We start from the raw sequence: 24,085 nt of genomic DNA, 5'->3' as shown, positions 1-24,085 counted from the left end.
AATCTTACGAACCAACTCTTTCAATATTTACTTTTATTTTTCTTAATCTTTCCTCTATTTTCTCATATCCACGGTCAATATAGTATATGTTGTTTATAGTCGAATTACCTCTTCCAATAATTGCCGCAATGACAAATGCCAGACCAGCCCTGATGTCGGGCCCATCAAGCTCGCGCCCCTTTAGCGGAGTCGGCCCTTTTACCATTGCCCGATGAGCATCCCAGAGAGTAATGTCCGCGCCCATTTTAATTAAATCGGCGGTGTAGTTTAAACGGCTATCAAAAAGTGTTTCAAAAACAACAGATGAGCCGTTTGCTTGTGTCAAAAATACGGTAATCGGCGCCTGCAAGTCGGTTGGAAAACCCGGATATTCATGAGTCTTAATATTAAAACCTGAAAAACTTTTTGACAAAATGTCATTTTTAACACGAATCCAATTTTCTCCAATTTCAATATTTACTCCAGAAGAACCCAGAAGCGCGATCAGGGCTTCAAGATGATTCGGTTCACAATTTTTGATTAAAAGATCAGTGGCAGAAAGAGCACCAAGAATCAAGAAACAGCCGGCCTCAATCCGGTCCGGAATAATTTTATGCTCGCGCTTGTTACTTTTTAAAAGTCCCCCGCCTTCTATTTCAAGAGTTGTTGTCCCAAGACCCTTTATTTTTGCACCACAAGAAGAAAGAAATTTGCCAAGTGATACAACTTCCGGCTCCAAAGCCACATTTTTCAAAATAGTCTTTCCTTTGGCTAAAACAGCTGCCATCATAAGAGTTTCAGTTGCCCCAACGCTCTGAAAAGGGAAAAAGATTTCTGCCCCCTTAAGACCTCCTCTGCCGGCTTTCAAAAAATATTTGCCGTTTTTTTCTTCAACACTTGCGCCCATTTTCTCAAAACCAAAGAGAAAAAGATCGATTGGCCTCTCACCGATAACACATCCTCCCGGATGTGGAAAAGATACCGCTCCTACTCTGGAGAGCAAAGGCCCGATTAAAAAAATAGAGGCGCGCATTCTTTTTGATATTTCCTCGTCCAAGTCTCCGGATATTTCCTTACTAAAGCTAATATTCATCTGGTTTTCGCTAGAATTAATCTTAGCGCCGAGATTTTCTAAAAGTTCAGACATCCTGGACACATCTTCAATTTTTGGAACATTAGAAATAGAAATTCCACCCTCAAAAAGCAAGGATGACGCCATGACGGGCAAGCAAGCATTTTTTGCGCCATTGACCACAATTTCGCCACTCAATTTTCTTTTCCCAGCCAGGCCTTTTATGAAAAAACTTTCTTTCTTCATTTATACTCATATTAAGGGTACAGCCGTTTTTTTACAAATTGAAAATCAGCAGAAGTAAGAATTGGTCTTAAAGACGAGCTTGATGATAATATTAACTAATGTATACGATCGAAGTCATTCCCATCGCCAAAGGCATCTTAAAAGAGAAATTAACCTACTTTAGCAACAAAGATATTCCACTTGGAGCAATCGTTGAAGTTCCCTTAAGAAGGAAAACAGTGAAAGCTTTGGTTTCCGGCAAAACGAAGGTAATTGAAATAAAAAGCCAACTTAAAAAAGCTGATTTTGCGGTAAAAAAAATAAAATCGGTAAAAGTAAAGAAATTTTTACCGACGGCTTTTGTAGAAAGCGTGGAAGAAGCCGGTAATTATTTCGCATCTTCAACCGGCGCGATTTTAAACAACCTTGTCTCAAAACAAACATTAGAGAGAGCCGATAAGTTAAGAATTTTAAACACCAACAAAGACAGCCCGAGAGACCGTCATGAAAAACTGCTACTGCAAGCCGGCGAAGATGAAAGATTTTCAACTTACAGAAATTTGATACGAGAAGAGTTTGCCAAAAATCTTTCTGTAATTTTTATCGTCCCCACCATAGAAGAGTTGAATCGCTCTAAAAAAATTCTTGAAAAAGGCATAGAGAACTTTGTTTTTTGTTTCAACGGCTCAATGACAGGCAAAGAAATTGAAAAGAATTGGAACACAGCAGTGTCTTTGAAACACCCGGTTCTAATCATAACCACTGCGCAATTTATGTATCTACCGAGAAGTGATTTTGGAACCATGATTGTTGAGAGGGAGAACTCTTCGGCATACAAAGACCTGCGTCGGCCGTATCTTGATATCAGAACTTTTGCCGAGATTTTTTCAAAAAAGCTTGGAATACGGCTTTTGTTCGGCGATTTTTTCTTAAGAACTGAAACTCTCTGGCGACAAGAAAATTTGGATTTTTCAGAATTGATACCGCTTAAATTTAGAATTTTAACCAATGCCAATCAAAACCTTGTGGATTTAAGAGATAGAGAAAAAGAGACAAAAGAGAAAGAGTTTTCTCTTTTGTCTAATACGGCTAAAGATATCCTTGAAGAATCACAAAAAAACAAAGAAACAACTTTCGTCTTCGGCGCGCGCAAGGGTCTGTCTCCGCTTTTGTCCTGTCTTGACTGCGGTCAAATAATGGAGTGCTCCAACTGCTCGGCTCCAATTGTTCTTCACGAAGAAAATAATGAAAGAAAGATTTCTTGCCACAAATGCGGGCTAAAAAAGAAAGCGGTGGACAAATGCAAAAATTGCGGAGGGTGGAGAATCCAGGGCTTTGGTGTCGGGCTGGAAGCTTTGGAGAAAGAAATAAAAAAAACCTACCCCAAAGCTTCGGTTTTCCGACTAGACAAAGAAAAAGCTAGAACTGGCAAACAAGCGGTAAAAATAATATCTGATTTCTTGAAAACTCCAGGTAGTATTCTTGTTAGTAATGAAATGGCGGTATTTTATCTCAATAAAAAAATTGATAATGTAATTTGTGCTTCAACTGATTCCCTATTTTCCATACCTGATTTTCGCATTAATGAAAGAATTTTTTCACTACTCTTGCGCTTGAAAAATTTATCAGCAAAGAAATTTTTGATCCAGACCAGACTTCCGGATTTACCACTCTGGCAATATTTGCTTTCCGGAAATTTAATTGATTTTTACAGAAGTGAACTTGAGGCACGTCGAGAATTCAATTACCCACCCTTCTCACTTTTTATAAAAATAACCATTCAAAGCGCGCAAAAATCGGTGGCAGAAAAAGAAGCGGAAAAAATAAAAGAAAAAATGGCTGAATATCAATCAGTTTCCTATCCGGCCTTTACTTCAAAAATTAAAGGCAAACACTTAATTAATGTGCTCCTAAAGATAGATCCGAAAAAGTGGCCTGTTGGCGAACTTGTGGAAAAACTGCGCGAGTTACCACCTAATTTTTTGGTCAAGGTAGATCCGGAGAACATTCTGTGATTTTGTTTGAGATTTTTGATTTCAAATTTCAAACTTCGGGTCATAAATTTTTACAAAATTAAATTTGACAACATGGATAACATCTATTAGAATCTTAAGTGGAAAATTTTCCGAAATCATGTGATTTCGGCAATGATAAAAAAAGAAAGGGAGAACGAAATGAAGAAGCTGTGGATCTATACGACGTTCGTACTCGGCCTTCAGTGTATCGTAGGAGGCGGCGTATACGCCATTACCGGCGATTTCAGAACTGCCTCTACCTCCGCCGCCCTCGCCGCCCTCGCCGCCGCCTTCGCCCTCTTCGCCGCCGCCTTCGTCTCCTGCGCCTTCACTTCTCGCGTCTTCGCCCTCATCATCCCCGCCGCCTTCGCCGCCTGTGCCACCGCAATCGCCGTTCTCGCCCTCCGCACCGCAACCTCCAGTGTGGTCTCCACCGTCTCCCTCCTCGTCCTCGTTGCCCTCATGACTGCTGTCGCCTCCAGCACCGCCAAGGACGAAGGAGCTAAGGAGCCGTTCTGGGTTATGTGGCTTACGGCATTGCCGGTCGTCGGCACGGTCTGGGGAATCGGGTTATTCTCAACCCGATTCCTTCTGGGTCTGATCCGAGGACAGAACCGAGGGATCTCGGCTTAAGCCATACCCCCGCGCTAGCCGCTCGCAAGAGCCGGCCAGCGCGGGTTTTTTCTTTTTTAATATTAAGGACATCGCAAGTCCTTAATATTATAAGGGACGTCTGACATCCCTTATTAAATTTAGATGATATTTGTTTGTGATATATTTATCTTATGATCAAAATTTTACAGAAAGAAAGCCCCGTCTTGAGGCAAAAATCAAAAGAGGTTCCGACTTCCGAAATCTCATCCGAAAAAATAAAGAAGGTTTTAAAAAAAATGCAAGACGCTCTTGATTCTCAAGATGACGGCGTTGCTATCGCCGCCCCGCAGATCGGTGAACTTTGGCGGATTTTTATCGTCTCCGGAAAAGTTAAGCAAATTTTGGAACTCTCAAAAAACAATCCGGATTTGGAAACCGATTTTACAAAAATAAAAAAAGAAAAACCGGATGAAATTTATATAAATCCGGTCATAATTAAAAAATCCAGAAAAACAGAAATGATGGAAGAGGGGTGTCTTTCTGTTCGCTGGCTTTACGGCGAAGTTAAAAGAGCTGAAAAAGTCAGTATAGAGGCCTACAACGAAAAAGGTGAAAAAATCAAACGCGGCGCTTCCGGACTTTTAGCCCAGATTTTCCAGCACGAAATTGACCATCTTGATGGAATTCTTTTTATAGATAAAGCCCAGAGTATTGAAGAAATCTTACCTGAACAAAATACTTAAAATTAAGTTAATTTAAATATGAACTTTATATTTTTCGGCACTCCGCAGGTGTCAGTTGAAATTCTGGAAATTCTAAAATCAGAAGGTTTATTACCGTCTCTTATCATAACTTCCCCAGACAGACCGCAGGGTCGAGGTCTGAAGCTTGCTCCCCCGCCGGTAAAAATCTGGGCAAAAAACAACAACATTTCGGTTTTACAACCCGAAAAACTTGATTCCGAATTTATTAAAACCCTAGACCCTAGTGGCTATACCCTATTTGCCGTTGTCGCTTATGGAAAAATTTTACCGAAAGAGATTCTTCAAATTCCCAAGAAAGGCGTTTTAAATCTCCACTATTCCCTACTACCTCACTTGCGCGGGGCTTCGCCGGTTGAAACCGCCATTTTGGAAAACATCAACCCGACCGGAGTATCAGTAATGCTAATGGATGAAAAAATGGATCACGGGCCGATTCTGGCACAAAAAGAAATTTATTTTGAAAACTGGCCTTTGTCCAAGGAAAAAGTTTTCAAAAAACTAAATGAAATCGGCGGCCAGCTTTTAGCAGAAGCAATGAAAGATTGGCTGGCAGACAAAATTAAACCGCAAGAACAAAACCATCAAAACGCCACCTACACCGAAAAAATTAAAAAGGAGGACGGCTTGATCAATTTTGACGATGATCCGGAATTAAACTATCGAAAGTTTTTGGCCTACCACCCTTCCCCGGGAATTTATTTTTTTGAAAAAGATAAAAGAATAAAAATAACGGACGCCTCTTTGCGAGATGGAAAATTCACAATAAACAAGGTTGTGCCGGAGGGCAAAAAGGAGGTGGAATATGAACAATTTTTAAAATCTAATTAACGTTTCGGCCAACGGAGATTTTTAATCAACGATTTCATTTGCCGACCACCCCTTTTAAAGAGGGTTTCTTTTTTGGTCTTATGACTCAATAAACGACTTCTTATTTCATCTTTGACCTCGTCAATCGCCGCGTATAAATCTTCTTTTTCCGAAGCGGCGTAAAAGCTCTTACCTTCTGTAGTCAAATTAATTTCCGCCCTGAAGATGTCTCCGCTTTTGTGATGACGAGTGGTTCGCCCGACTTCAAATTCACAGAGTGCACCGGAATCTTCTTTGTTTATAAGCTTTCTGACCGCATCAAGCTTCTTATCAACATAAGTCGAAATCTCTGGAGTTAAACCAATGCCTGAAGTTTTTATATTTACTTGCATTTTTATTTTTTTAAAAGATTTTAAACTTTTACTATTATAACTTGTCTTTCGACTTATTCAAAAAGATTTTTATTTTATTCCAAAAAACAATATTAAGACCAAGCATTCCAAGCCCAATAAAAATCAACCAAGAGCCGGGAGTAAAGGGGGTAATAAGAGCAAAAAAGCCGATAAGAATAAGAAATAAACCGATAATTTTTTTTGAAAGACGATTTTTTTTATTCGAGGGTAATCTTAAGTCACCACCCTCTTGGCACCTATCTTTGTCACAAAACGGCTTTCTCTTACTAGACACCTCTTCTTCTCTTGTCATGGTTTTTTGCCTATACTTGCTACAACTAGTCAAAAATATGAACAAGATATTTATCAATTTCCCGCTGGTCTAAATCATAAAAGTATTTACCTTCCGAATAAAGTTTTGTCGCCAAGCCCACCCCAACAAACCGCCAGTGCCAAGGCTCAAATTGATAATAGCTGTTGTTTTCTGGGTAAGACAATGTGAAGCCAAAGCGGTGGGCATTTTGAGAAAGCCATTTAAAAGCTTCGGTTTTTTCAAAATCAGAAAAAGTCGCGCCCCGCTCAAGAGTTGTAAAATCAACCGCCGCGCCGAGCTGATGTTCAGAATATCCTTGGTCAGCGCTAAACTGATTAGCACCACTGCCATATATAGTTTTGTAATTTGATTTCAAAAATTCTTGGTCATCAAAAGAACGGAAGGCCGAAAGAATTCGCAAATTAATACCGCGACCAAACGCCTCCCTCATCATTCTCTCTAGAAAAGGATTAACACCCGAATGGATAAGCATTGGCCGATTTGTCTCGTAAATAAATTCCGATTTTATACTATCAAGCTCGCTTGGCACATAGTGTTCATTCAAAAAATAAACTTTTGAATATTTCTGGAGAAGTTCTGGGTCGATCTTTCGTAATTTGTCCAAAATCCCAACCGTGCTAGCAATATCACCTATCTGTTGTTCGAACATCTGATTTTTACTTCTTTCTGAATAAAGTGCTTCAGAAAGATAACGATTTTCTTCTTCCTTATTTCTTAATACCTCTTCCAAACCAACAACCTTTTTTTGTAAATCCAAAATCTCAAGCGACAGCTCTTTCTTGGAAGCAGAAAATTTATTATCCAAGACAAAATAGCTATAACTTAAAATAAGAGAAAGAATTATCGAGGCAGAAAGCGCCCAGACAAGAGGCAAACTTTTGTTTTTAAACCGGCCGAGCATTCCTGTATTTTATCACACAAATTTTTATCCTAAAATAATCAGTTTCGGCTTTTTATCGGCGCAAGTCTTGAGCCAATTACAATCGCAAGTGCAGCAATCAGGATGTTCTTAATAATGTACTGACCAGCCAAAGTCGGCACAAAAGCCGCCTGCCACGCTATTTCCGGAAGAAGAACGAGTGGCAAAATAGTTGTAAAAACATGCACGCCGATAAATAAAATTGCCAACCGTTCAAACCCCTTAGCCAAAAACAAGATTCCTATTGCCATTTCAAAAAGTGCGAAGAAACTAAAAAACACAGGGAAATTCAAAAAACCCAAAGTTTTATCAAACAAGCCGTAGACTAGTGGTTCAGCCGGACTTAAACCAAGAAATTTCAAAAGCCCAAACCAGAAATAAACTACAAAAATCGCCAGTCTGGCGATAAATGATTCCAATTTCTTAAATTTGCCGATAATCCATCTGTCTATTTCACCAATCAGTTTTCCCATACTATTTCCTAATCCAAGTGTTTATGTGGCCGACAAAATTCAAGGCAATCCCAATTCCAATAAAAAACCAGCTGTGCTCCCAAAGACCATAGACCAAAAGTGGTAAACTTAAAATTATTAAAATCAAGTGAATTGGTTCGGCATGCTCTAAAGCGCGTTTCTCCAGCCAACTGGCTTCCCCACCCTCTTTGTACTCTTGAATTCTTTTTGATGACCAAGACATATTTTTAATTTTAAAAAAGATTGATAAAAATTAATTTTTCTTTTCGGCTTTCTTTGAATTTTTTTTCTTTTTAACAATCACTACCGAAGAAAAAATGCTATTGTTCGGCACCAAGACACTTTCAGGGGCACCATCTTCGGAATCTCTTGAAAGAATAGTGTGCCTCAAATTAACCGAGCGAACAGTGCCTTCAAAATTCATAATTTTCAAAGAATCGCCGGCTTTAACAGTCTTAGTTAAAATTATCAAAAGCCCGCTGACAAAATTGCCAATTATATCCCGTAGAGCAAAACCTAAAGCAAAACCGCCAAGCCCCAAGCCAGCAATAACCGCATTAATGTTGGCGCCAACCGCCGTCAACCCGATACCCACACCGACGACCATTATCAAATAAAAAAGCAGGTCTGAAGAAAACGTCGCAACTTCTTTTTGCGGTAAGTAGTTAAAAACCCGGTTTCTGGTTATTGTCCTTGCAATTTGCGCGATAAAATAAGCCAAGACAAAAATCAGGAGAAAAATTAGAGCGTTGAGAATAATTTTTTCTGCTTTTTCAAAAATTTGCGGCAAGAGATTTAAAAACATTTTTTAATTATACCAAAAAATAGAGAATTCAGAAAAGAAAAATCCCGCGTCGGCGTTTGGCGCCATCGCGGGATCATGATTCAGATCTTCACTGCAAGGACAGAGAACCAGTCCAAGCGAATGAAGGGGTTTTTGTTTTCGTACCGCTTTCCACACTTTTCAAGAGCCGGATCAGCATTCTTGACGAGTGCTCGGACGGCTTCATCCGTCGGATAGCCAGGGAGGGTGCTAGATACGTACTGATAGTAACTGCTAACGGCCTCCCAGAAACCCAGAGTTGTATCGACCGGAAGAGTCTCGGTTAGAACGGGACGGAAACGATGCGATTCCAGAAGCGCAAGGTAGTGGCTTGGAGGCAGGAAGCTTGCTGTTTTCGTTACCCCCACTCTAGAATCTGGAGTGATGCCCTTTTCTTTGAGAGTTCTCATCGAAAGAGCAACGTGCCTTCTGTAGAAAGGCAAGGTATTTTCCGGCCGAGCTTCTTCGTGAAAAGCAGTAGAAAATCCAAAGAGACCACTCTGTCGAAGTGCTTCGGCAATCCGACGAAACGCCTCATCTTGATCTTTCGAAGAGAGGCAATGGATACCGTTGCCCCAAATGACGAGGTCAACGCACCCGCCAATCTGACTGCAGTCAAGTTGCCGGACGTCGGCATGAACCATCTTGAGCTTCTCTTCCGGCAAAACATCAGCCAAGTTCTTTTGCGCCAGTTGAAGGGTCAAGCTAGAGCTGTCAAGACAATACAGGGTCGGGGGCGGCAAAAATTTCTCCTTTCGAGCCTCAAGGAAGAGACGAATCGTAGTCCAGTCTCCATGGGCCACAAAAAGTACTCTTGTGATTCTGGAGGTTATTTGAGAAATCCAGCCGTCAACGATTCTCCGGTTTGCTTTGAGAAACTCCGGGATTTGAGCGAAAGCATCAAGAGTCCCGTCAGTCTTCATCTCCATGTTTCGCTCCTTTCTTTTTGGTGTTCTATCTAAAGCAAAGACTATCACGGACTATCCGTGTTTGCCAACAAAAAATAGACAAAAAAAATAATTTTACTAATTCAAAAACCAAATCGCGAAGTTCAGATAGAAAGCAAAACTGACCCAAAAGAAATAAGGGATAATAAGCCAAGAAGCTGTTTTTGAAAATTTACTAAACACCGAAATCATCCAGATGATAGAAAGCCAGAGCAAGGCAATATTTATGAGGGCTAAAAGCGGATTTTGTAAACCGAAGAAAAATAGAGACCAACTGGTATTCAGAAAAATCTGAATAAAAAAAACAAAAATCGGCCGACGAGTCAATCTCATTTTAGTACCAACCTTACTCCAAGCGAGATACAAAGAAAGACCCATCAAGAAATAGAGAATTGTCCAAACCGGAGCAAAGACCCAGCTTGGCGGATTAAGCGAGGGTTTTAATAAATTTTCATACCAAACGGAAATTGCTGATACAGTAAAAAATGAACCGATAAAACCAGCGACAAAAGGCAAAAGAAAAGAAATAAGAAGTTTTTTGAAATTTATTTTTCCCATAGCTTCTAGACACAAAGATTATGGTTGAACCGACTCGACTTCTTCACTTTCAATAGTCTGCAATAATTCAATCTCGGAAACTTGTAAAGTATTTCCAAATGAAAAATCTCCTCTAACTAAAACTTCTTTTCCAATAAAATCTGACAAGGTACTGCTAATATGCGAAAACTTAAGTGGCAAAAAATAGGATGTCCCATAAAGACTGTCTCCGAAAGGTATAGGGGTAATCAAGCTAAATTCTCCACCTTGACTGGAGAGTCTGCCGGAAAAATATTCTTGATTTTGACAAGGGCTGAATTCGCAAAGCGGGCCGACTCGTCCGACAGATGAACCGTCCGGACACAAAAGCGCCTCAAGGGTGCAAGCGACTCTTGGTCCCCCGCCCCCGCCTTGTTTAAGCATATCTAAAAATAAACCACCTGCGGCAACCACCAAAAAAACAAATATGAGTAAGAAAAGTCCCTTCATAAAATAATTATACACTAAAAAGACTTTGCAAAAAATATCTTTGATATATAATCACTGCTAATCTATTATTTAAAAGTTAAGAAAATAAAGTTTTGAAAAATATGAAAAATTTTCTGATTGTTTTGGCGATTGTGATTGTTCTTGGCGCTATCTGGTGGTTTGCTCCACAAGGACAGGAAATAGAGCCGGTTTCTCCCAACGGTTCCTCAACGGGTGACATGAACGGCACAGACGATGAATCCTTACCGGAAGCAGTCTTGGTGGCTAGAAAATCAATTGCCGAAGCTCGTGAGATTGGAGAGGAAAATATTATCGTCACAAGTGCTCAAGAAAAAAGTTGGCCGGACAGCTGTCTTGGTTTGCCCGAAGCAGAAGAAATGTGTGCCCAAGTCATAACTTCTGGCTATGAAGTGGTTTTTGAAATTGGCGGACAAAACTATACCTACCGAACTAACTCCGACGGCAGTCAAATTAGAGAAGCATACTAATAAAATTTAGTTTTCTAAATAAAAAGAAAACCGGGGTTGAAGCCCCGGGTGGAGAAGGTCGGTCACCTTTGTATTAAGAGATTCCAGAGACCAATACAGAGCGCAGTCACCCCCGTCATAGACCACAAGAACCACAGGGGCTTGGAGAGAGCGATGTGAAGCTTCTGAAGCCCTGTGGAAGCCGTCAATCCCTTGGCGACAAAGGTAATGTAGAAAAGCATGGCCGAAATCAGGTGGGTCCAGTAGAGAGGGCTGGGGGAGAAGAATTCCACAAGACCAAAACGAATCAGCGTCTCAAGAGACGCAACAACCCCTGTCAGCAAGAAGAAAAGAAGCCACGCCCTGAATCTGTGTTCTCTGTAATTTCTTTTTTTCTTTGCCGTGTCCTCAACGATCTTCAGAGAGTAAGAGATGACAATGACAAGAATCGCAATGACCTCAAGAAGCAGGATGGCTTCCAGCATACATTCCCCTTTCTATCACAGCCAGTTATTATTTAAAATGTTCCAAAAATAAAGTTATAAAAATTTACTCACAATGTCAATGTGATATCTGACTTTCCTTTAATTTAAGTGAAGAATAGATATCAAATAGAGCAAGACAAACACTCATGGCAAGCGGTCCCAAGAGAAATCCTAACGGACCAAAAAAGACTAAACCGCCCAAAACAGCAATAAACACAGCAAGGGGGTGCAACTGCATGCCGCGACCAACAAGCTTTGGACCTAGGAAATTATCAACAAGACCTACAGCGGTCACTCCCCACACCAAAAGCCCGACTCCGCCAAATGTATTGCCGGTAAGAAACAGAAAGATAATCGCCGGAATAATGACAAGCGACGTGCCAATACCTGGAAGAAAAGCGGCAATAGCAGCAACACCTCCCCAAAGAACAGGATTCGGCACGCCAAAAATCGCAAAACCGATACCTGTCAAAGCGCCCTGAATAATCCCAATAGCAAGATTGCCCTTCATAGCCGCCGACACCGCTGATTTTAACCGTGACACGATAAACTCATCATCTGTATCATCTAGTGGACTTAAATCAACAAAATAATTTTTTAACCTATTGCCATCTTTGATGAAAAAATAAAAGGCCGTAAGGAACACAAATGCATTGATTATTATTTTGGCAAAACTCGAGAACACGGCGCCAAAGTTTTGAATCAAAACCTCAAGCCCCTGCTTGGCGTATTGACCAAAGTCAAGTTTAAAATCTGCTGGGATCGGAAGGACAGTGCGGGTTCGGTTTAGTATTTCTTCCATCGAGCTGACAAAGTTATTGTTTTCGCTTGTTAACGTTTGATACAGTTGACTGGATTCCTTAAAAATTTGAGTTCCCAGAATCGAAATTGGTAATAAGATTAAAAAAATAGCGACGATGGTTGTAGAAAACGCCGCCACACTTTCTCGTTTCTTTAGATAATTCAAAAACTTTTTATAAATCGGCTGAAAGAGAAACGCAAATACGGCCGCTAAAATAAGCGGGCCCAAGAACGGCTTGATTATAAAATACACGACGACAATTGACACCGAAAGCGCGATAAAAAGGAAATAGTGAGATTGATGTTTTTTGTCCATATGATTTTAATTTTTAAATTTAATGCACCGACTTTAAATGATCAATGTTTTGGATCTAAAAAATCAATTACTGTTTCTAAGACTTCTCTTCGCAAAAAATCTGTGTAGGTATTATGAATTTCTTATGATATATCGCAGGGCCGGAATAGAGACAACAATACCCGCGACGATCGAAACCAAGAGGGCTTGAGAACTGTTCATAAATTCAATGCTGTCCTAAAAAAGTCAGAGGCCTCGGAATATAAAAACAGATGCGACGATCAGAGCAATTTCCGCCAAAATCAACTTTTGGTTTTTCTTAACCTTCATATCTACGAGTAGATTTTAACATTTCCAAACCTCAAGTTAAAGTTTTTTCTCTAATTCTTTAGGTAAGTTTGGTCTACGTCACATAGCATTATTGCCACTTTATATTTTTACGGGTTTTTCCAACCAAAAACACGACCCGCAGTGGCGGAGCGTGTTTTTGAATGCGCCTAGGTTTTTGAGTTGGCAGAAATTAAACAACAAGATCCGCAAAAACAATAAATCTGGAAGTGTAAGTTTTTTCTTCCGGCACCCAGTCCCCATCGCAAGTTATCAAAACCAACCGAGACCTCTCTCCTTCTGCTGAAAAAATTTCTCTAAGAAGATCATCGGGCGGATTTTCATAATCTACCAACCTATATCCACTTACAACAAATCTCAAAACTTCTCCTGTGTCATCTTCAATAAAAACCTCGTCTCCTATTTTTATTCCCGACAGATTGTAGAATACCGCCGGCTGTCCTCGTCCGGTATCCAAATGTCCGGCAATTACAGCCGAACCCGGTGATCCTGGTCTTGCACCATGGCGAAACCAACCGACATCGTCATAATCTTCTGGTACATCCATATTACCACTTTCTGTAACACCCACATTTTCAACCCTAGCCCTAACTTCTACAGAAGGAATAATTATAGTTTTGGGATATCCGGTGCCAAACTCTGATTCTGAAAGAGATTCTGTTGTAGGTGGCGCTGGCAGAACAACAACAGGCGATCGCTTGTCTTTATTACTTTGAAAGATAAAAATTAGAACAATAACAAAGACCATTACCAAAAGAACAATATTTTTAAAGATAATTTTTCTTTTCATTAAAGATAATTAAGTATAAAACAAAAACTCCATGGAGCGGAGTTTTTGTTTTATGTTACCTTTTAAATACTTTTCTTAGTTTTAATTTTTCTAAGAACTTGATAATTCAGAGTAAGCAAGATCAGTGTTCCTAAGATGAGAGTAAAAACGAATACTAAGTTTTTGAAATTTTCTTCTGCCCGGCCGGTGTTAGGAAGACCAATTGTTGCCCCCAAGATTTGTGATTCTGGGAACTGTGTAAATGCTCCTTCCGTAAATGCTCCGGCTACGGACGGTAAGAAGCTGCCACCTCCGCCACCCCGATTAAAATCACCGGAGCGACTGCTGGAAGAAGAACCACCACCAGAATTACCATCACCACTTCCTCCGCCACTATTAGGAGGATCAATTTCTTCGTCGTCACTATTATCGCAATTTTCGGCCCCCCAAGACAATGAGTAGAGGAGACCTCCCGGATTACTTTCTTGGGCAGATCCGGGTAGAGCCCAGTTTTTGACGCGAACTTCAAGAGTGTTTGAGCCGTCAACTAGAAGACCCGTAATGTCCCAAGAGTCAGCTACTGAATGGTTATTTTCAGAAGAATCGGAGCCGGCCGGATTTCCGTTAATCCAGACTTCATAAGAATTATCAGCAGCAATCTCTAAAGTGCCAACTTGAGGAATGCCAGAAACTTCAAATACTCTTTTAAAAGTTACCCATTTATCTACTTCCCAGTCAGGGTCGTAAGGGTCGTTAGACCATATCCATTCTGCTTCAAGATCACCAACATCAGCCGCCCAGACACCGTCTCCAAGAGTTTGAATTTCCGTAACAACAGAGACAGGGAGTGCTGAATAATCAGGAGTAGCATCGGGGTCATCTAAAGCAAAGACTATATTAGTAACTTCTGTCTGACTATTACTTGAGATAGTCCCGATAGTTTCTTTACAATCTTCTTCGCAGATTAAACTTGTATTATCAAGAAATGTACCTAGCGAATCTGGCGTGCCCCCATCTCTGAATTCAATCTTAGTTGGCTCTCCGGTTCCGGTAAAATTTAGGGAATGTGAAGTCCATGAAGTTTGCGACAGACCTACAGCTGTATGAGTGTCTAAGAGTGAGTCATCAATCAAAACTTCCAGCACATTCTGGGTGGTGGTCGGGGTGTCTGGTCTAGGAGAGAAATCATAAGAGAGATTGTAGGTTTTGCCACTAACAGTAGGAATATTCTGATAGATAGATACAGAAGCTTCTTCACCGTTTATACTACCGTCGGGACCGTCCCAGTCAGTATCAAGCTCGGCGTATTGATTGCCGGCCGAAGGGAGCCATCCGTTTAATCCGCGGTGAAGCTCTAGTTTGGCTATTTCTGGAGCACCAGCAAAATCAGAAACCCACTTTACTATCCAACCAAGTCCAAGAGTGCCTGAATCAAAGATATCCCAACCAGCGCTGTTATTGACCACCGGTTCTTCAAAACCAGAATTAATCAGAAGATTAACGCCCGGTTCGCAAATCAAAGGTTCTTTTACTTCAGCTGGTGCGTTCCAAGCAACACAGTAATAGGTCTCCCCTAATTCAGGATTAACAATAAAGTCATAATTATCGTAGTGCAAGACATCGGTGTGGCAGTAGATTTCAGCGCTTTCGTCTTGATCAGTGTTCAAGCCGGTGAACGGCACTAGAGTGTTATTCCAGTCTTCTCTAACCCAGATCTTATCGCCAATGTCTTCCAGAGAAGAAATTGTAGTTGAACCGCTAAATTGAGTCCAGTCGCCCCCAACCAATCCTTGATTATCACCTGGGTTAGTAATGTCAGCTGGAGACCATTCAAAGTCCCAAGGCACTATCTGACAGTGCTCGCTATTATCTCCTTCAGAAAGCCAGTCTGTCGCGGTAGTTGCAGTAATCGGACCGGAGCTTCCATCGCCCCAGTTTGGTAAATAAGTTTCAGAATCACACATTATTTTAGTACCAACTATCGTGAGGTCGTTATCTGTGCTTGGTTTAGGCACATTGAAACCGACACAATAATATGTCTCCTTGTCTTGCGGATTTTTTATAAACTCCCAATTGTCATAGTTCCAACTGTCATAGACAGAGACATCTACGCGACAGTAAAATTCAGCAGAAACACCATCATCACTATCAGAGAAAGGAATATAACCAGACGGCAAAACTTCTCTTAGTTGAATAAGAGATAAGTCGTCAATGGGAATTTCAGTCGTGTTAGTGAAAGTAGTCCAGTCGCCACCTTTAGGGCCAACAGTGTTGCCACCCGGATTGCTTTGATCATCAGTAATTTTATATTCAAAGTCCCAGTCTTCTACAAGTTCACAGCCATCGGTACCAGAAGCGAAAGTACTTGCAGTAGTAGAGGTTATATTATTAATTGTTATATTTGGCGAACGCTCTTCTAAATTTGGTAGAAGCTCTTCTGAATCGCAGACGACCTTATGGGCAATGATGGTTGCAGTTTGAGTTTCTGATTCAGATTCATTACCGCAGAAAGTTATATGACTAATATCATGGTTTCCTGTGTCTGTATTATTTATCTGGCCTGATATTCCACCGTCAAAAACATAAGAATCTGTTGCAGTTTTGGCAACAACACCGGCAGCGATAGGATCAGATGTCCAATCAGACACTTGATCGTCTCCGGACACAAATGTATTGTAATCGGCTAGAGGAAAGGGGGGGTTGTTTTCAACCTGCCAAGATTCATCCTCCCACTCCCATTTTGCTATACCAAAATCAAAGCCATGGTCCTTGCATTCTACGTCTAAGTTACTACTTCCATCCCTCTCTATTTGATTTTCTGAATTTATAGACCCTTGCGCAGTCACGTTCTGTAAACTAAAAATTCCGAAAATAGAAGCAACAGCCAGTAAAGAAAAAATTGCGACCAATAGAACTAATTTTCCAAAAAGAGTTCTGGTGCCAATAAATGGCGCCGGTAAATCTCTTAGAAACGAAAAAAATTTTCTCATAGATTTTTCATATTATTTAATAATTTTCTGTTTAGATAAACCGTCTCTCACTTGTTGTTAATTGAGAGCCGGCTTTCATCGTTGATTAAGTTGATAACATTTGAGGTTAAGCTTCTTTTACCACAGCTTTCTTTTTAGTAGAATTTTTTGTTTTTGATTTAACTGATTTTTGAAGATTTTTCCATTGTTTCTTTAAATCATCTACAATTTCGGCTATGTCTCCTTGGCTATCTTTTATTTTTTTCTTGTAGTCTAAAGCAACCGTGTCGATGATGGCGTGATAAATTGGTTCTGTAACTTCTTTTGCTGATTCTAATTTTTCTATAATGTCACCTTTCATTTTAATTACCCAAGCTTTGGCGTGCTTTTGATGTTTTTTTCCTTTTGGTCCAAAGAAAAAATAAGCTCCAGCAGCAAGACTGGCCAAACTTATTCCAATTGCGGTGTATTTTAATGTATTAGACGTCTCTTCTGTCTTTTTATTTGCCATATCTTTTTGTTTTAATTTAGTAAAGAACCGTTAAGTATCTTTTTAATCCGTATCTCTTGCAGAATCTTTTTTCATTAATTTTTTATTTTTGCGAATTGGGGGAAAAAAGAATCGAAAGACAACATTGTTCTCGAGTCGATCTTTCAAATCCTCGACAAATTCTTCCGATTCTTTAAACCCACTTTTCAAGACTTCAGATAACCTATACAAATTTTTTCCAGCTTTTATTAGATAAAATAGAAGGAAAGAAATCAGTATTGTTAATACTATAGTCGCAATAGAGGCAATGAAGAAAAAAATATCTGCTTTTACTAATGTTTCCACTTAATTTAGTAACTATTCTAACTGGGCGGTCTCCGGCGCTAGAGTATTTGCACTCGGGAGTGTGACGCTTATGTTGGTCGAGGTGTCCATTGTTTCTGGGGTTTGCGCTGTTGAAGTGTCGCGAAAATTTAGCCAGAAAAACACACCAATTCCGATAACCACAATTAGCATAATAACGGATAAAGCCCAACCACCACCATCAGCACGTTCTCTGTTTGGAGGAGTATTAATTACTGTTGTCATAATATTTTACAAACATTAACTTTTAATAAATGTGACCTACAAATGGAGCCGACTCGACTAAGGTTGTATTACACAAACAATTACAATCATCTCAACTTTCTGTAATATTCATTTGTAATATTCATATAGATTGTTCGGCATATATTTTGTGTTCACAGCACAACTATTAATAGTAATTTAATGAAATAAATATATGGGAATTATTCTCTGGATTGTATTTGGCGGGCTTGTCGGCTGGATCGCATCTCTTATTATGAAAACCGATGCTCAACAAGGCATCATCCTCAACGTGGTTGTTGGTATTGTTGGTGCAGTTATCGGCGGTTGGCTTATGAGTCTTTTTGGAGAAACTGGCGTAGGTGGCTTCAATATCTACAGTTTTCTCGTAGCGCTTCTCGGCGCAGTCGTCCTTATTTGGATTGTTAAAGCAATACGAAGGTAGAAAAAACTTAAAATAAATTACAATTCTGCCAAAACAAAAGCGCTGGAAAGGCGCTTTTGTTTTGGCTTGATCCTGTGCTTAGATGAGTTATTTTATCCTGAATTTATTGAAGGAAAACTGCAACCTAGAGGAAGATCAAAAGAGAGATTGAGAAGTTTAAGATTTTTAAAATTATTTGAAAAATTAAGCAAGTTTTTTATTGTAGTTCGCCTCCTCATCCCCGTGCTAAAAGCACGGGGATGAGGAGGCGAGTCGTGCAAAGAGTCGGCGGAGCCGACACTTCTGCAACAAAGTTTTCCCTGATGTCTCGTCCTATGCCCGTTCCGCCAGCTGGCGGATTAGCGCTGGGATAGGACGAGACAAAACTTTATTTCTCTAATCTTATCTGACTTCCGTTTATATCAGTTCGATAGGTGTAACTTTTTCCTCCAGCTTGGACTGCCACTTCATATCCCGGAGTTATTACTAGAGCACAGCTTTCATGAGCTTCACCAAGGCCGAGACAGGAATCTGTCCATTCTTTTTCAAATGCAGTCATAACAATGACTTTCCCTTCCTCCACATTATAAGTTTCGGCAACAAGCTTCTTTACCTTAGAGACAGCTTCTGGTAGTGGTAAGTTGTGAATGCTTCCCGGAGGGGCGTTATCAGCCGAAGTCGGAGTTTCAGTTCTAAATTCCACTGTCTTTAAGAGATCTTCAAAGACTGAAACCAGTTTATCTTCAGGCGAGTTAAAGAAGACGGTAAACATATAGACATAATCTGGTCTGGCAACTACGGCATTATAACTTTGCCAAAGTCCGTCAGCTTTATATTTTAATGCCGTTTCGTCAGCGATTTTAATCTCTTCTATATTTCCGTCAGAGAGTTTAAAGTTTGAGAAATTAGTTCCTTCAACAAAGCTCCTGGCGGTGTAGTTGTCCAGATTATTCTGGAAAATACTGATTGTAATAGTTGGCGGGGAATCAGTTTCTTTGATTTTTCCAGCAACCAAATCACGATTAAATTGATTATCCTCAAATATCACAATTGCATACCTCTCTCTTTCGCCGGTATCCATGTTTACCTCGTTAATAAAATACTCGTTTGGATATTCAAAAGATAATACAAATTCTTCCGATGAGTAAGTCTGAGATGAACTTGGTAATGGATTTTGTTCTTTCGATAAGAGCCACCAAATCCCGCCGATAATAAAAATTAAAATTAATATAATTATAGTTTTTTTCATACTGATCTATATTAGCAAAAATGAAAATAAAAAGACATTTTACTTCGATTTGTAATGGCTCCCCTTGCTGGACAAGTTCAGAACTGCAAATTGGAGGAAGATAAAGAGTGAATTGCAGTTTAGTGGGATTTTAGAGATGGTTCTAAGTGCTATTCTTCAGAACTAATTCCATAAAAAGAAATCCGCCCCTGACGCAGAGACGAATCTCTTTGTCGGGGCGGAGAGAGCTACTTGAGCCCAACCACCTCGAGGTCGTGCTGGCACGCAGTTCCTTCTTCTGCGTGATACCAGCACCCACAGGAACTGGATGCACCAGCGACCTGGGTCTTCTCACCCTTCTCCTCGAAGTAGTCGAGAGCAGGAAGGTCTCCCGCACCGATGCCAGCCCTACGGCAAGCGTCGGCGATGTCTGTCCCTTCGACTCCCTCGGTCTTTCCGCCGAGACAGTGAAGTGTGAACTTACGCATTTATCACTCCTTTCCTTGGTTGCAGTGTTTGTGTCTAATATAGATGCTAGCATACTATACGAATACTGTCAAGTAATGCGTAATATCCCAATAACAGCGTATCAAGGAATTTCCTTGCTGTGCCTCGAGTATAAATAAAGAGAAAGGGCGACCTTGGCTATTGCCTTGGTCGCCCTGAATTTCTCAACGCTTACTGATTCCGCTGCGTGGCGATCTGATCGATCACGTTGCGAAGGCCAGAGTCACCCTGACCAGCAGTCCCGCTCGTATTGCTTTGAGCAGACGCGTCGATGTTGATCCAACCCTTGCGGTCCGAAGTCCGGAACCAACCCTTGACCTCGGCAGTCGAGTTTTGAGGCTGGCCGACATCGGTCTTACAGTATCCCTCGAAGCACCAGCTCTCACCGGAGCCGTCTTCCCACGAGATGTGGTTGATGACGACTTCGATCTGGCGCTGGCCGTTCGGACAGCTGGGACCCTCGATGGTGAAGGTCACCGACCGACGGCCACCGAGCTGCTCGGGATTTGGCCGATCGAAGAAGGCGATGCTGAGGTCGAACTTGGACGGGGCGTTGATGATTCTATTGCGTGTCATACGACACTCCTTTCATTGAACTATGGGTTAAATGGAGAACCCACATACTCCCTTACCTCCCACCTTTCGGTGCAAGAGACGACTTAGTCATACGACTAAGAATCTGATACCAGTATACACCATTACATGGATTATGTCAAGTATGGGTTACCGTGAATCTCGAAACTCAAACAACCTGTCGTATGACATAATATCAAGGAATTTCCTTGCTGTGCCTCAACAGCCCCGCCACTCTCGGGGCTAGACGGCGTGTCCGTCATAGCTTTAGCGAAGGCGGAGCGAACACTCTCATATTCAAAAAATGAGTTCGTATCTAGTTTCTTGGCTCCCGAATTAAAACCTTCGCAAACTTTTGAAATCATTTTGCCAAATCTGATACACAAATCTAAAAAGCGAAATCTGAAATGATGCGCCCCGCCACTATTTTTCTGGGGCAAAGGAGGCGGGGCGACGGACTTGTCCGCGCGGAGGAGGGGTCTGGGGAGGAATCCGCGCGGGCTTCGGCTTTCTTTTTCGAAAGAATTGGCGGCTATTTCAAATCGGAAACATCCAAATAATTCTTTCCGGTCTTGTGGCATTGAACAGCCAACTTGCACATCTCAAAAATCGGTAGAGGCAAGTTGTCTATTTCATACCAACCCCACGATTCTGATTTTTCCGGTTCTAAAACTTTTGGCTCACCGCTTTTCCAATCTGCCACAAGACCGATATGCGTATAGTGCTTCGGCGCGTACTTTATGATATTCGCCAAATATTGGAAATGGATATTTTCAATCTCAATTCCACATTCCTCATTCACTTCGCGCCGAGCACAATCCGCAAAAGATTCCATGTATTCCAAATGGCCGCCGGGGAAGGCATACTCGCCCTCGCCATGCGAACCTTTTCGCTTTCCTAGCAAAATTTTATTTTCCTTCAAAATCATCACGCCAACACCAACTTTCGGACGTTGAGCAAGGCTGTCTTTCGGCTCAAATTGGATAATCTGAAAACCATGCTTTTCTACTTCCTCCTGCGACCAAAAAGTTTGGTCTTTGGTTTTGAGAATATAGGTAGCAACAGCTTCAAATTTTCTGCCAGTATATTCTTTTTTATCTTTGTCCCATTCCTCCAAAATCAAAGTATCACCCTCGTTTATCTCAAAATCGGCAAGGCGCAACTCCAGCTTTTTCTTGCCGGAAATAATTTTCTCAAAGTATTCTCGCCAAACTTTTTTGTGAATTGTTGCCATAATCTAGTAGTTTTCTAGCGGGTAAATATCAAAAGCGACTTCTTCGTATGGGTGGACGCTTTTCACTTTCTCAATGACTCCCCCCAAAATCTCTCGTGGCACGACTGCCTCAATTCGTTCTTCCTCTACCACCTCATATTTTCCTGCCTCGCCGATAGCGGGGTTTGTCTTTTTGTTTCCGCGAAAGCGGCCGATTCCGCGAGAAGAAAATGAGCAGAAGTCATAGTTGCCGATTTTGCCTGCTCCGGCTTTGCCGAGCGCTTGTCGTACGATATCAGCGTGCGAAAGCGGAACAAAAACTACAAATTTTACATTCTTCGTATTCATATCCATTTATTTTCTTCAAGAAAGTTTTTCACTTTCTCAAAAATTTTCTTATGCCCTAAAGTATTGGGGTGAAGACCATCCTCAAAATCCTCATTTTTGAGAAGGCCAAAAATATCCAAGTACGGAATGTTGTTTTCTTTGCAAACATCTTTCATAATCTCGTCGTACTTTTTGATTTCGGCGTTGACGTAGTAAATATCTTTCCATGAGACCGGCATTGTTTTTGTCTCGTCAACATTTTTGAAGCCGATGAAAATTATGTTTGGTGTGATATTTTTGGCTTTCCTGATTATTTCCTGCAGATTTTTCCTAAATTGATCAACTGGAATTTGATTGGGGCCATTCTTGCCTTTTAGATAGGAATCATTGCCGCCGGACTGGAAAATGAGGGCGTCCGCTTCGCGGATTTTCGCTTCGGACTCAAACCTTTCAAGTATCGTTTCTGTTGTGCCACCAGAAATACTTAAATTGTAAATTTCGCATTCACCATCAGTTTTCTTACCAGCGTAAAGCCATAGACGATTTGCCCAACCACCTTTCTTCATATCCCAAGCACCCCAAGCGGTACTGTCTCCAAAAATACAAATTGAATTCATGTTATTTAATTAAATCGTCAATACTTATTCCTAACCCCTCGGCAATCTTGGTAACTGTTTGAATTGAGGGTTTTTTTATCACATTTGATTCAATCTTTGTCAGTGTTGTATAGGGAATATCGCATTTTCTCGCAAGAGCGTCTTGCGTCAATCCTTGCTTTGTGCGCATGGCTTTTATTTTATCCCCAATTTGTCTGTTGTTCTTACTTTCCATAGTATGATAGTATAAGTATGAGCGTTGAACTTAACCCTCACAACTATACTAACATGAATTTCTTCTTTCTTCAATTTGTAGCCGCCAATTCTTTCGAAAAAGAAAGCCGAAGCCCGCGCGGATTCCTCCCCAGACCCCTCCTCCGCGCGGGCGAGTCCATCGCCCCGCCTCCTTTACCCCAGAAAAATAGTGGCGGGGCGCATCATTTCAGATTTCGCTTTTTGGATTTGTGTATCAAATTTGGCAAAATAATTTCAAAAGTTTGCGAAGGTTTTAATTCGGGAGCCAATAATAAAATCCCTCCCAAAAAGGGAAGGATTTTATTATTGGCTCCGGCGGTAGGATTCGAACCTACGACCCAGCGATTAACAGTCGCTTGCTCTACCACTGAGCTACGCCGGAATGTTTTATATCAAAGAACCAAAAGATAATATCAAAATTGAGTTAAAATGTGAACATATGCATCTTAAAGTAAAGGTTTTCACCAACGCAAAAAAAGACAAGTTGGAAAAAATTTCAGAAGGCAGATTTCAGTGTTTTGTCAGAGAAAAACCGGAAAATAATTTGGCCAACAAAAAAATGCTAGCTCTCCTTGCTGAACATCTAAACCTACCTATAAGAAAGCTAAAAATTACAAAAGGTCAGCGCCAACCAAACAAAATTGTCTTGATCAGTTTCTGACACACCCCACTTGTCTTTAAAACATAATTTGTTATTATCACTTTAGAAAGGGGGCGCCGTGGGAAAACGACACACTAATTCGACTGTGTCGCCCATTCCAACTCCCCGGTTCGTAGCCCCCCATTTCAACCCGTCCTGGTCGGGCACTTGCCCATCTCCCCCAGCCCACCCGCCAGGACGGGTTTTTCTTTTTTCTAGAAAATGATATAAAGAGTGTAGATTTCTGTACACAAACACACACGAACGGGAGGCAAAAATGCGAAGAAAATCTAACCCGACGATCGTGATAAACATCGTCATTGTCGTTATTTTGATACTGGCAATGGGCCACGTCATCTGGCAAAGTATCAACCTCATCGAAAAGAGTCCGACAGTCAAAAACAGTGCTACTGCAGCATTTTCGGCCGTCTCGGAATACGAGAAAAAACACGGCCGAGACTTCCCGTCTGAACCAAACAGTGTAGCGGTTTTCAAATTCAAAGCAGATGAAAGCCGCCTCTTGGTGGTTCGGATTGATGAACTATACGACGACCGAAACCTGCCGAAACAGTGGCTGGTCTGTGATGGAGTCGTCAGGAGGGTCGTCGAAGACTAAAGAGGAACCAGGGGCCGAAAGAATCTGGCGGAATATCGTTCCACCCCCACTACGATACGGCGGGGGAAGACAAAAACACCCCAGTCTATCCCCCTTTCCGCCAGTGTAATTCTTCGGCCCGTCCCTT

Annotated in this window: 31 protein-coding genes and 1 tRNA gene; 8 read left to right on the top strand and 24 right to left on the bottom strand. The window is 41.1% G+C overall.

The genetic code is table 11. The features are described from left to right. Window positions 1–4: 4 nt before the first annotated feature. Window positions 5–1,297 carry a UDP-N-acetylglucosamine 1-carboxyvinyltransferase gene (murA, locus tag QY304_00570; protein ID WKZ26585.1) on the bottom strand — a complete coding sequence of 431 codons (1,293 nt, stop codon included), beginning with the start codon at window positions 1,295–1,297 and terminating at the stop codon, window positions 5–7. 98 nt (window positions 1,298–1,395) lie between these two features. Between murA and QY304_00565 the strand changes: the two genes are divergently transcribed. The 4 genes from QY304_00565 to QY304_00550 all read left to right on the top strand — a co-directional run bounded on the left by QY304_00565 (window position 1,396) and on the right by QY304_00550 (window position 5,477). Further along, window positions 1,396–3,291 carry a hypothetical protein gene (locus QY304_00565; protein ID WKZ26584.1) on the top strand — a complete coding sequence of 632 codons (1,896 nt, stop codon included), beginning with the start codon at window positions 1,396–1,398 and terminating at the stop codon, window positions 3,289–3,291. A 132-nt stretch (window positions 3,292–3,423) separates the two neighbouring features. Next, complete coding sequence (locus QY304_00560; GenBank protein WKZ26583.1) at window positions 3,424–3,924, top strand: hypothetical protein; 501 nt, start codon at window positions 3,424–3,426, stop codon at window positions 3,922–3,924. 152 nt (window positions 3,925–4,076) lie between these two features. Further along, window positions 4,077–4,628: a peptide deformylase gene (gene def, locus QY304_00555; protein WKZ26582.1), complete on the top strand. Its 552-nt coding sequence runs from the start codon at window positions 4,077–4,079 to the stop codon at window positions 4,626–4,628. Window positions 4,629–4,646: 18 nt separating this feature from the next. Next, on the top strand, window positions 4,647–5,477 hold the full coding sequence (locus QY304_00550; GenBank protein ID WKZ26581.1) for a methionyl-tRNA formyltransferase: 831 nt from the start codon (window positions 4,647–4,649) through the stop codon (window positions 5,475–5,477). Here the strand turns inward: QY304_00550 and raiA are convergent. The 9 genes from raiA to QY304_00505 all read right to left on the bottom strand — a co-directional run bounded on the left by raiA (window position 5,474) and on the right by QY304_00505 (window position 10,370). Further along, entirely contained in the window at window positions 5,474–5,848 is a 375-nt protein-coding gene (gene raiA / locus QY304_00545; protein ID WKZ26580.1) for a ribosome-associated translation inhibitor RaiA, read from the bottom strand. The genes QY304_00550 and raiA overlap by 4 nt on opposite strands. A 34-nt stretch (window positions 5,849–5,882) precedes the next feature. Beyond that, window positions 5,883–6,161 (bottom strand): PGPGW domain-containing protein, encoded by a 279-nt coding sequence (locus QY304_00540; protein WKZ26579.1) that lies wholly within the window; start codon window positions 6,159–6,161, stop codon window positions 5,883–5,885. A 25-nt stretch (window positions 6,162–6,186) separates the two neighbouring features. Then, a complete protein-coding gene (locus QY304_00535) occupies window positions 6,187–7,083 on the bottom strand; it encodes a M15 family metallopeptidase (GenBank protein WKZ26578.1) in 897 nt (298 codons plus the stop codon). Between the two features lie 38 nt (window positions 7,084–7,121). Next, window positions 7,122–7,574 carry a hypothetical protein gene (locus QY304_00530; protein ID WKZ26577.1) on the bottom strand — a complete coding sequence of 151 codons (453 nt, stop codon included), beginning with the start codon at window positions 7,572–7,574 and terminating at the stop codon, window positions 7,122–7,124. A 1-nt stretch (window position 7,575) separates the two neighbouring features. Further along, window positions 7,576–7,797, bottom strand: coding sequence for a hypothetical protein (locus tag QY304_00525; protein ID WKZ26576.1), 222 nt, complete (start codon window positions 7,795–7,797; stop codon window positions 7,576–7,578). Between the two features lie 30 nt (window positions 7,798–7,827). After that, a complete protein-coding gene (locus QY304_00520; GenBank protein ID WKZ26575.1) occupies window positions 7,828–8,379 on the bottom strand; it encodes a mechanosensitive ion channel in 552 nt (183 codons plus the stop codon). A gap of 80 nt (window positions 8,380–8,459) precedes the next feature. Further along, window positions 8,460–9,326, bottom strand: coding sequence for a class I SAM-dependent methyltransferase (locus tag QY304_00515; GenBank protein ID WKZ26574.1), 867 nt, complete (start codon window positions 9,324–9,326; stop codon window positions 8,460–8,462). 96 nt (window positions 9,327–9,422) lie between these two features. Then, window positions 9,423–9,902: a TspO/MBR family protein gene (locus QY304_00510; protein WKZ26573.1), complete on the bottom strand. Its 480-nt coding sequence runs from the start codon at window positions 9,900–9,902 to the stop codon at window positions 9,423–9,425. A gap of 18 nt (window positions 9,903–9,920) precedes the next feature. Then, a complete protein-coding gene (locus tag QY304_00505; GenBank protein ID WKZ26572.1) occupies window positions 9,921–10,370 on the bottom strand; it encodes a hypothetical protein in 450 nt (149 codons plus the stop codon). Window positions 10,371–10,471: 101 nt separating this feature from the next. Between QY304_00505 and QY304_00500 the strand changes: the two genes are divergently transcribed. Further along, a complete protein-coding gene (locus tag QY304_00500) occupies window positions 10,472–10,858 on the top strand; it encodes a hypothetical protein (protein WKZ26571.1) in 387 nt (128 codons plus the stop codon). Between the two features lie 62 nt (window positions 10,859–10,920). On the opposite strand, the gene QY304_00495 is transcribed toward QY304_00500, so the two are convergent. The 7 genes from QY304_00495 to QY304_00465 form a co-directional block, all read right to left on the bottom strand. After that, on the bottom strand, window positions 10,921–11,322 hold the full coding sequence (locus QY304_00495; GenBank protein WKZ26570.1) for a hypothetical protein: 402 nt from the start codon (window positions 11,320–11,322) through the stop codon (window positions 10,921–10,923). A 76-nt stretch (window positions 11,323–11,398) separates the two neighbouring features. Beyond that, window positions 11,399–12,439 carry an AI-2E family transporter gene (locus QY304_00490; GenBank protein WKZ26569.1) on the bottom strand — a complete coding sequence of 347 codons (1,041 nt, stop codon included), beginning with the start codon at window positions 12,437–12,439 and terminating at the stop codon, window positions 11,399–11,401. Window positions 12,440–12,938: 499 nt separating this feature from the next. Continuing rightward, on the bottom strand, window positions 12,939–13,556 hold the full coding sequence (locus QY304_00485) for a class F sortase (protein ID WKZ26568.1): 618 nt from the start codon (window positions 13,554–13,556) through the stop codon (window positions 12,939–12,941). Window positions 13,557–13,618: 62 nt separating this feature from the next. Continuing rightward, window positions 13,619–16,525 carry a hypothetical protein gene (locus QY304_00480; GenBank protein ID WKZ26567.1) on the bottom strand — a complete coding sequence of 969 codons (2,907 nt, stop codon included), beginning with the start codon at window positions 16,523–16,525 and terminating at the stop codon, window positions 13,619–13,621. 106 nt (window positions 16,526–16,631) lie between these two features. Next, window positions 16,632–17,015, bottom strand: a complete 384-nt coding sequence (locus QY304_00475; protein ID WKZ26566.1) for a hypothetical protein — start codon at window positions 17,013–17,015, stop codon at window positions 16,632–16,634. Window positions 17,016–17,057: 42 nt separating this feature from the next. Continuing rightward, on the bottom strand, window positions 17,058–17,339 hold the full coding sequence (locus QY304_00470) for a hypothetical protein (protein WKZ26565.1): 282 nt from the start codon (window positions 17,337–17,339) through the stop codon (window positions 17,058–17,060). 12 nt (window positions 17,340–17,351) lie between these two features. Beyond that, entirely contained in the window at window positions 17,352–17,582 is a 231-nt protein-coding gene (locus tag QY304_00465; protein ID WKZ26564.1) for a hypothetical protein, read from the bottom strand. 193 nt (window positions 17,583–17,775) lie between these two features. Between QY304_00465 and QY304_00460 the strand changes: the two genes are divergently transcribed. After that, on the top strand, window positions 17,776–18,024 hold the full coding sequence (locus QY304_00460; protein ID WKZ26563.1) for a GlsB/YeaQ/YmgE family stress response membrane protein: 249 nt from the start codon (window positions 17,776–17,778) through the stop codon (window positions 18,022–18,024). Between the two features lie 367 nt (window positions 18,025–18,391). On the opposite strand, the gene QY304_00455 is transcribed toward QY304_00460, so the two are convergent. The 7 genes from QY304_00455 to QY304_00425 all read right to left on the bottom strand — a co-directional run bounded on the left by QY304_00455 (window position 18,392) and on the right by QY304_00425 (window position 23,084). Next, on the bottom strand, window positions 18,392–19,252 hold the full coding sequence (locus tag QY304_00455) for a hypothetical protein (GenBank protein ID WKZ26562.1): 861 nt from the start codon (window positions 19,250–19,252) through the stop codon (window positions 18,392–18,394). Between the two features lie 657 nt (window positions 19,253–19,909). Further along, entirely contained in the window at window positions 19,910–20,314 is a 405-nt protein-coding gene (locus QY304_00450; GenBank protein WKZ26561.1) for a hypothetical protein, read from the bottom strand. A 529-nt stretch (window positions 20,315–20,843) separates the two neighbouring features. After that, on the bottom strand, window positions 20,844–21,545 hold the full coding sequence (locus QY304_00445; GenBank protein WKZ26560.1) for an NUDIX domain-containing protein: 702 nt from the start codon (window positions 21,543–21,545) through the stop codon (window positions 20,844–20,846). A 3-nt stretch (window positions 21,546–21,548) separates the two neighbouring features. Beyond that, window positions 21,549–21,872, bottom strand: a complete 324-nt coding sequence (locus QY304_00440) for a hypothetical protein (protein WKZ26559.1) — start codon at window positions 21,870–21,872, stop codon at window positions 21,549–21,551. After that, complete coding sequence (locus tag QY304_00435; GenBank protein ID WKZ26558.1) at window positions 21,869–22,468, bottom strand: GDSL-type esterase/lipase family protein; 600 nt, start codon at window positions 22,466–22,468, stop codon at window positions 21,869–21,871. Before QY304_00435 ends, QY304_00440 begins: the two co-directional genes overlap by 4 nt. Before the next feature lies 1 nt (window position 22,469). Further along, window positions 22,470–22,682: a helix-turn-helix transcriptional regulator gene (locus QY304_00430; protein WKZ26557.1), complete on the bottom strand. Its 213-nt coding sequence runs from the start codon at window positions 22,680–22,682 to the stop codon at window positions 22,470–22,472. Window positions 22,683–23,009: 327 nt separating this feature from the next. Continuing rightward, window positions 23,010–23,084 (bottom strand) — tRNA-Asn (locus QY304_00425). A gap of 57 nt (window positions 23,085–23,141) precedes the next feature. Here QY304_00425 and QY304_00420 point away from each other — a divergent pair. Next, window positions 23,142–23,363 (top strand): DUF167 domain-containing protein, encoded by a 222-nt coding sequence (locus QY304_00420; protein ID WKZ26556.1) that lies wholly within the window; start codon window positions 23,142–23,144, stop codon window positions 23,361–23,363. Between the two features lie 256 nt (window positions 23,364–23,619). After that, window positions 23,620–23,958: a hypothetical protein gene (locus QY304_00415; GenBank protein ID WKZ26555.1), complete on the top strand. Its 339-nt coding sequence runs from the start codon at window positions 23,620–23,622 to the stop codon at window positions 23,956–23,958. Window positions 23,959–24,085: the final 127 nt, after the last annotated feature.

This window comes from Candidatus Paceibacterota bacterium, from assembly GCA_030583745.1.
In the GTDB taxonomy this organism is placed as follows: Bacteria; Patescibacteriota; Minisyncoccia; order Phycocordibacterales; family BOKC01; genus BOKC01.
The sequence above is the reverse complement of the archived record's forward strand: the minus strand, read 5'-3'. Positions and strand labels throughout refer to the sequence as shown.

Excerpts from the sequence above, each read along its gene's own strand:
- murA (WKZ26585.1), bottom strand. The coding sequence starts at position 1,297 with ATGAAGAAAGAAAGTTTTTTCATAAAAGGCCTGGCTGGGAAAAGAAAA.
- QY304_00565 (WKZ26584.1), top strand. The coding sequence starts at position 1,396 with ATGTATACGATCGAAGTCATTCCCATCGCCAAAGGCATCTTAAAAGAG.
- QY304_00560 (WKZ26583.1), top strand. The coding sequence starts at position 3,424 with ATGATAAAAAAAGAAAGGGAGAACGAAATGAAGAAGCTGTGGATCTAT.
- def (WKZ26582.1), top strand. The coding sequence starts at position 4,077 with ATGATCAAAATTTTACAGAAAGAAAGCCCCGTCTTGAGGCAAAAATCA.
- QY304_00550 (WKZ26581.1), top strand. The coding sequence starts at position 4,647 with ATGAACTTTATATTTTTCGGCACTCCGCAGGTGTCAGTTGAAATTCTG.
- raiA (WKZ26580.1), bottom strand. The coding sequence starts at position 5,848 with ATGCAAGTAAATATAAAAACTTCAGGCATTGGTTTAACTCCAGAGATT.
- QY304_00540 (WKZ26579.1), bottom strand. The coding sequence starts at position 6,161 with ATGACAAGAGAAGAAGAGGTGTCTAGTAAGAGAAAGCCGTTTTGTGAC.
- QY304_00535 (WKZ26578.1), bottom strand. The coding sequence starts at position 7,083 with ATGCTCGGCCGGTTTAAAAACAAAAGTTTGCCTCTTGTCTGGGCGCTT.
- QY304_00530 (WKZ26577.1), bottom strand. The coding sequence starts at position 7,574 with ATGGGAAAACTGATTGGTGAAATAGACAGATGGATTATCGGCAAATTT.
- QY304_00525 (WKZ26576.1), bottom strand. The coding sequence starts at position 7,797 with ATGTCTTGGTCATCAAAAAGAATTCAAGAGTACAAAGAGGGTGGGGAA.
- QY304_00520 (WKZ26575.1), bottom strand. The coding sequence starts at position 8,379 with ATGTTTTTAAATCTCTTGCCGCAAATTTTTGAAAAAGCAGAAAAAATT.
- QY304_00515 (WKZ26574.1), bottom strand. The coding sequence starts at position 9,326 with ATGGAGATGAAGACTGACGGGACTCTTGATGCTTTCGCTCAAATCCCG.
- QY304_00510 (WKZ26573.1), bottom strand. The coding sequence starts at position 9,902 with ATGGGAAAAATAAATTTCAAAAAACTTCTTATTTCTTTTCTTTTGCCT.
- QY304_00505 (WKZ26572.1), bottom strand. The coding sequence starts at position 10,370 with ATGAAGGGACTTTTCTTACTCATATTTGTTTTTTTGGTGGTTGCCGCA.
- QY304_00500 (WKZ26571.1), top strand. The coding sequence starts at position 10,472 with ATGAAAAATTTTCTGATTGTTTTGGCGATTGTGATTGTTCTTGGCGCT.
- QY304_00495 (WKZ26570.1), bottom strand. The coding sequence starts at position 11,322 with ATGCTGGAAGCCATCCTGCTTCTTGAGGTCATTGCGATTCTTGTCATT.
- QY304_00490 (WKZ26569.1), bottom strand. The coding sequence starts at position 12,439 with ATGGACAAAAAACATCAATCTCACTATTTCCTTTTTATCGCGCTTTCG.
- QY304_00485 (WKZ26568.1), bottom strand. The coding sequence starts at position 13,556 with ATGAAAAGAAAAATTATCTTTAAAAATATTGTTCTTTTGGTAATGGTC.
- QY304_00480 (WKZ26567.1), bottom strand. The coding sequence starts at position 16,525 with ATGAGAAAATTTTTTTCGTTTCTAAGAGATTTACCGGCGCCATTTATT.
- QY304_00475 (WKZ26566.1), bottom strand. The coding sequence starts at position 17,015 with ATGGCAAATAAAAAGACAGAAGAGACGTCTAATACATTAAAATACACC.
- QY304_00465 (WKZ26564.1), bottom strand. The coding sequence starts at position 17,582 with ATGACAACAGTAATTAATACTCCTCCAAACAGAGAACGTGCTGATGGT.
- QY304_00460 (WKZ26563.1), top strand. The coding sequence starts at position 17,776 with ATGGGAATTATTCTCTGGATTGTATTTGGCGGGCTTGTCGGCTGGATC.
- QY304_00455 (WKZ26562.1), bottom strand. The coding sequence starts at position 19,252 with ATGAAAAAAACTATAATTATATTAATTTTAATTTTTATTATCGGCGGG.
- QY304_00450 (WKZ26561.1), bottom strand. The coding sequence starts at position 20,314 with ATGACACGCAATAGAATCATCAACGCCCCGTCCAAGTTCGACCTCAGC.
- QY304_00445 (WKZ26560.1), bottom strand. The coding sequence starts at position 21,545 with ATGGCAACAATTCACAAAAAAGTTTGGCGAGAATACTTTGAGAAAATT.
- QY304_00440 (WKZ26559.1), bottom strand. The coding sequence starts at position 21,872 with ATGAATACGAAGAATGTAAAATTTGTAGTTTTTGTTCCGCTTTCGCAC.
- QY304_00435 (WKZ26558.1), bottom strand. The coding sequence starts at position 22,468 with ATGAATTCAATTTGTATTTTTGGAGACAGTACCGCTTGGGGTGCTTGG.
- QY304_00430 (WKZ26557.1), bottom strand. The coding sequence starts at position 22,682 with ATGGAAAGTAAGAACAACAGACAAATTGGGGATAAAATAAAAGCCATG.
- QY304_00420 (WKZ26556.1), top strand. The coding sequence starts at position 23,142 with ATGCATCTTAAAGTAAAGGTTTTCACCAACGCAAAAAAAGACAAGTTG.
- QY304_00415 (WKZ26555.1), top strand. The coding sequence starts at position 23,620 with ATGCGAAGAAAATCTAACCCGACGATCGTGATAAACATCGTCATTGTC.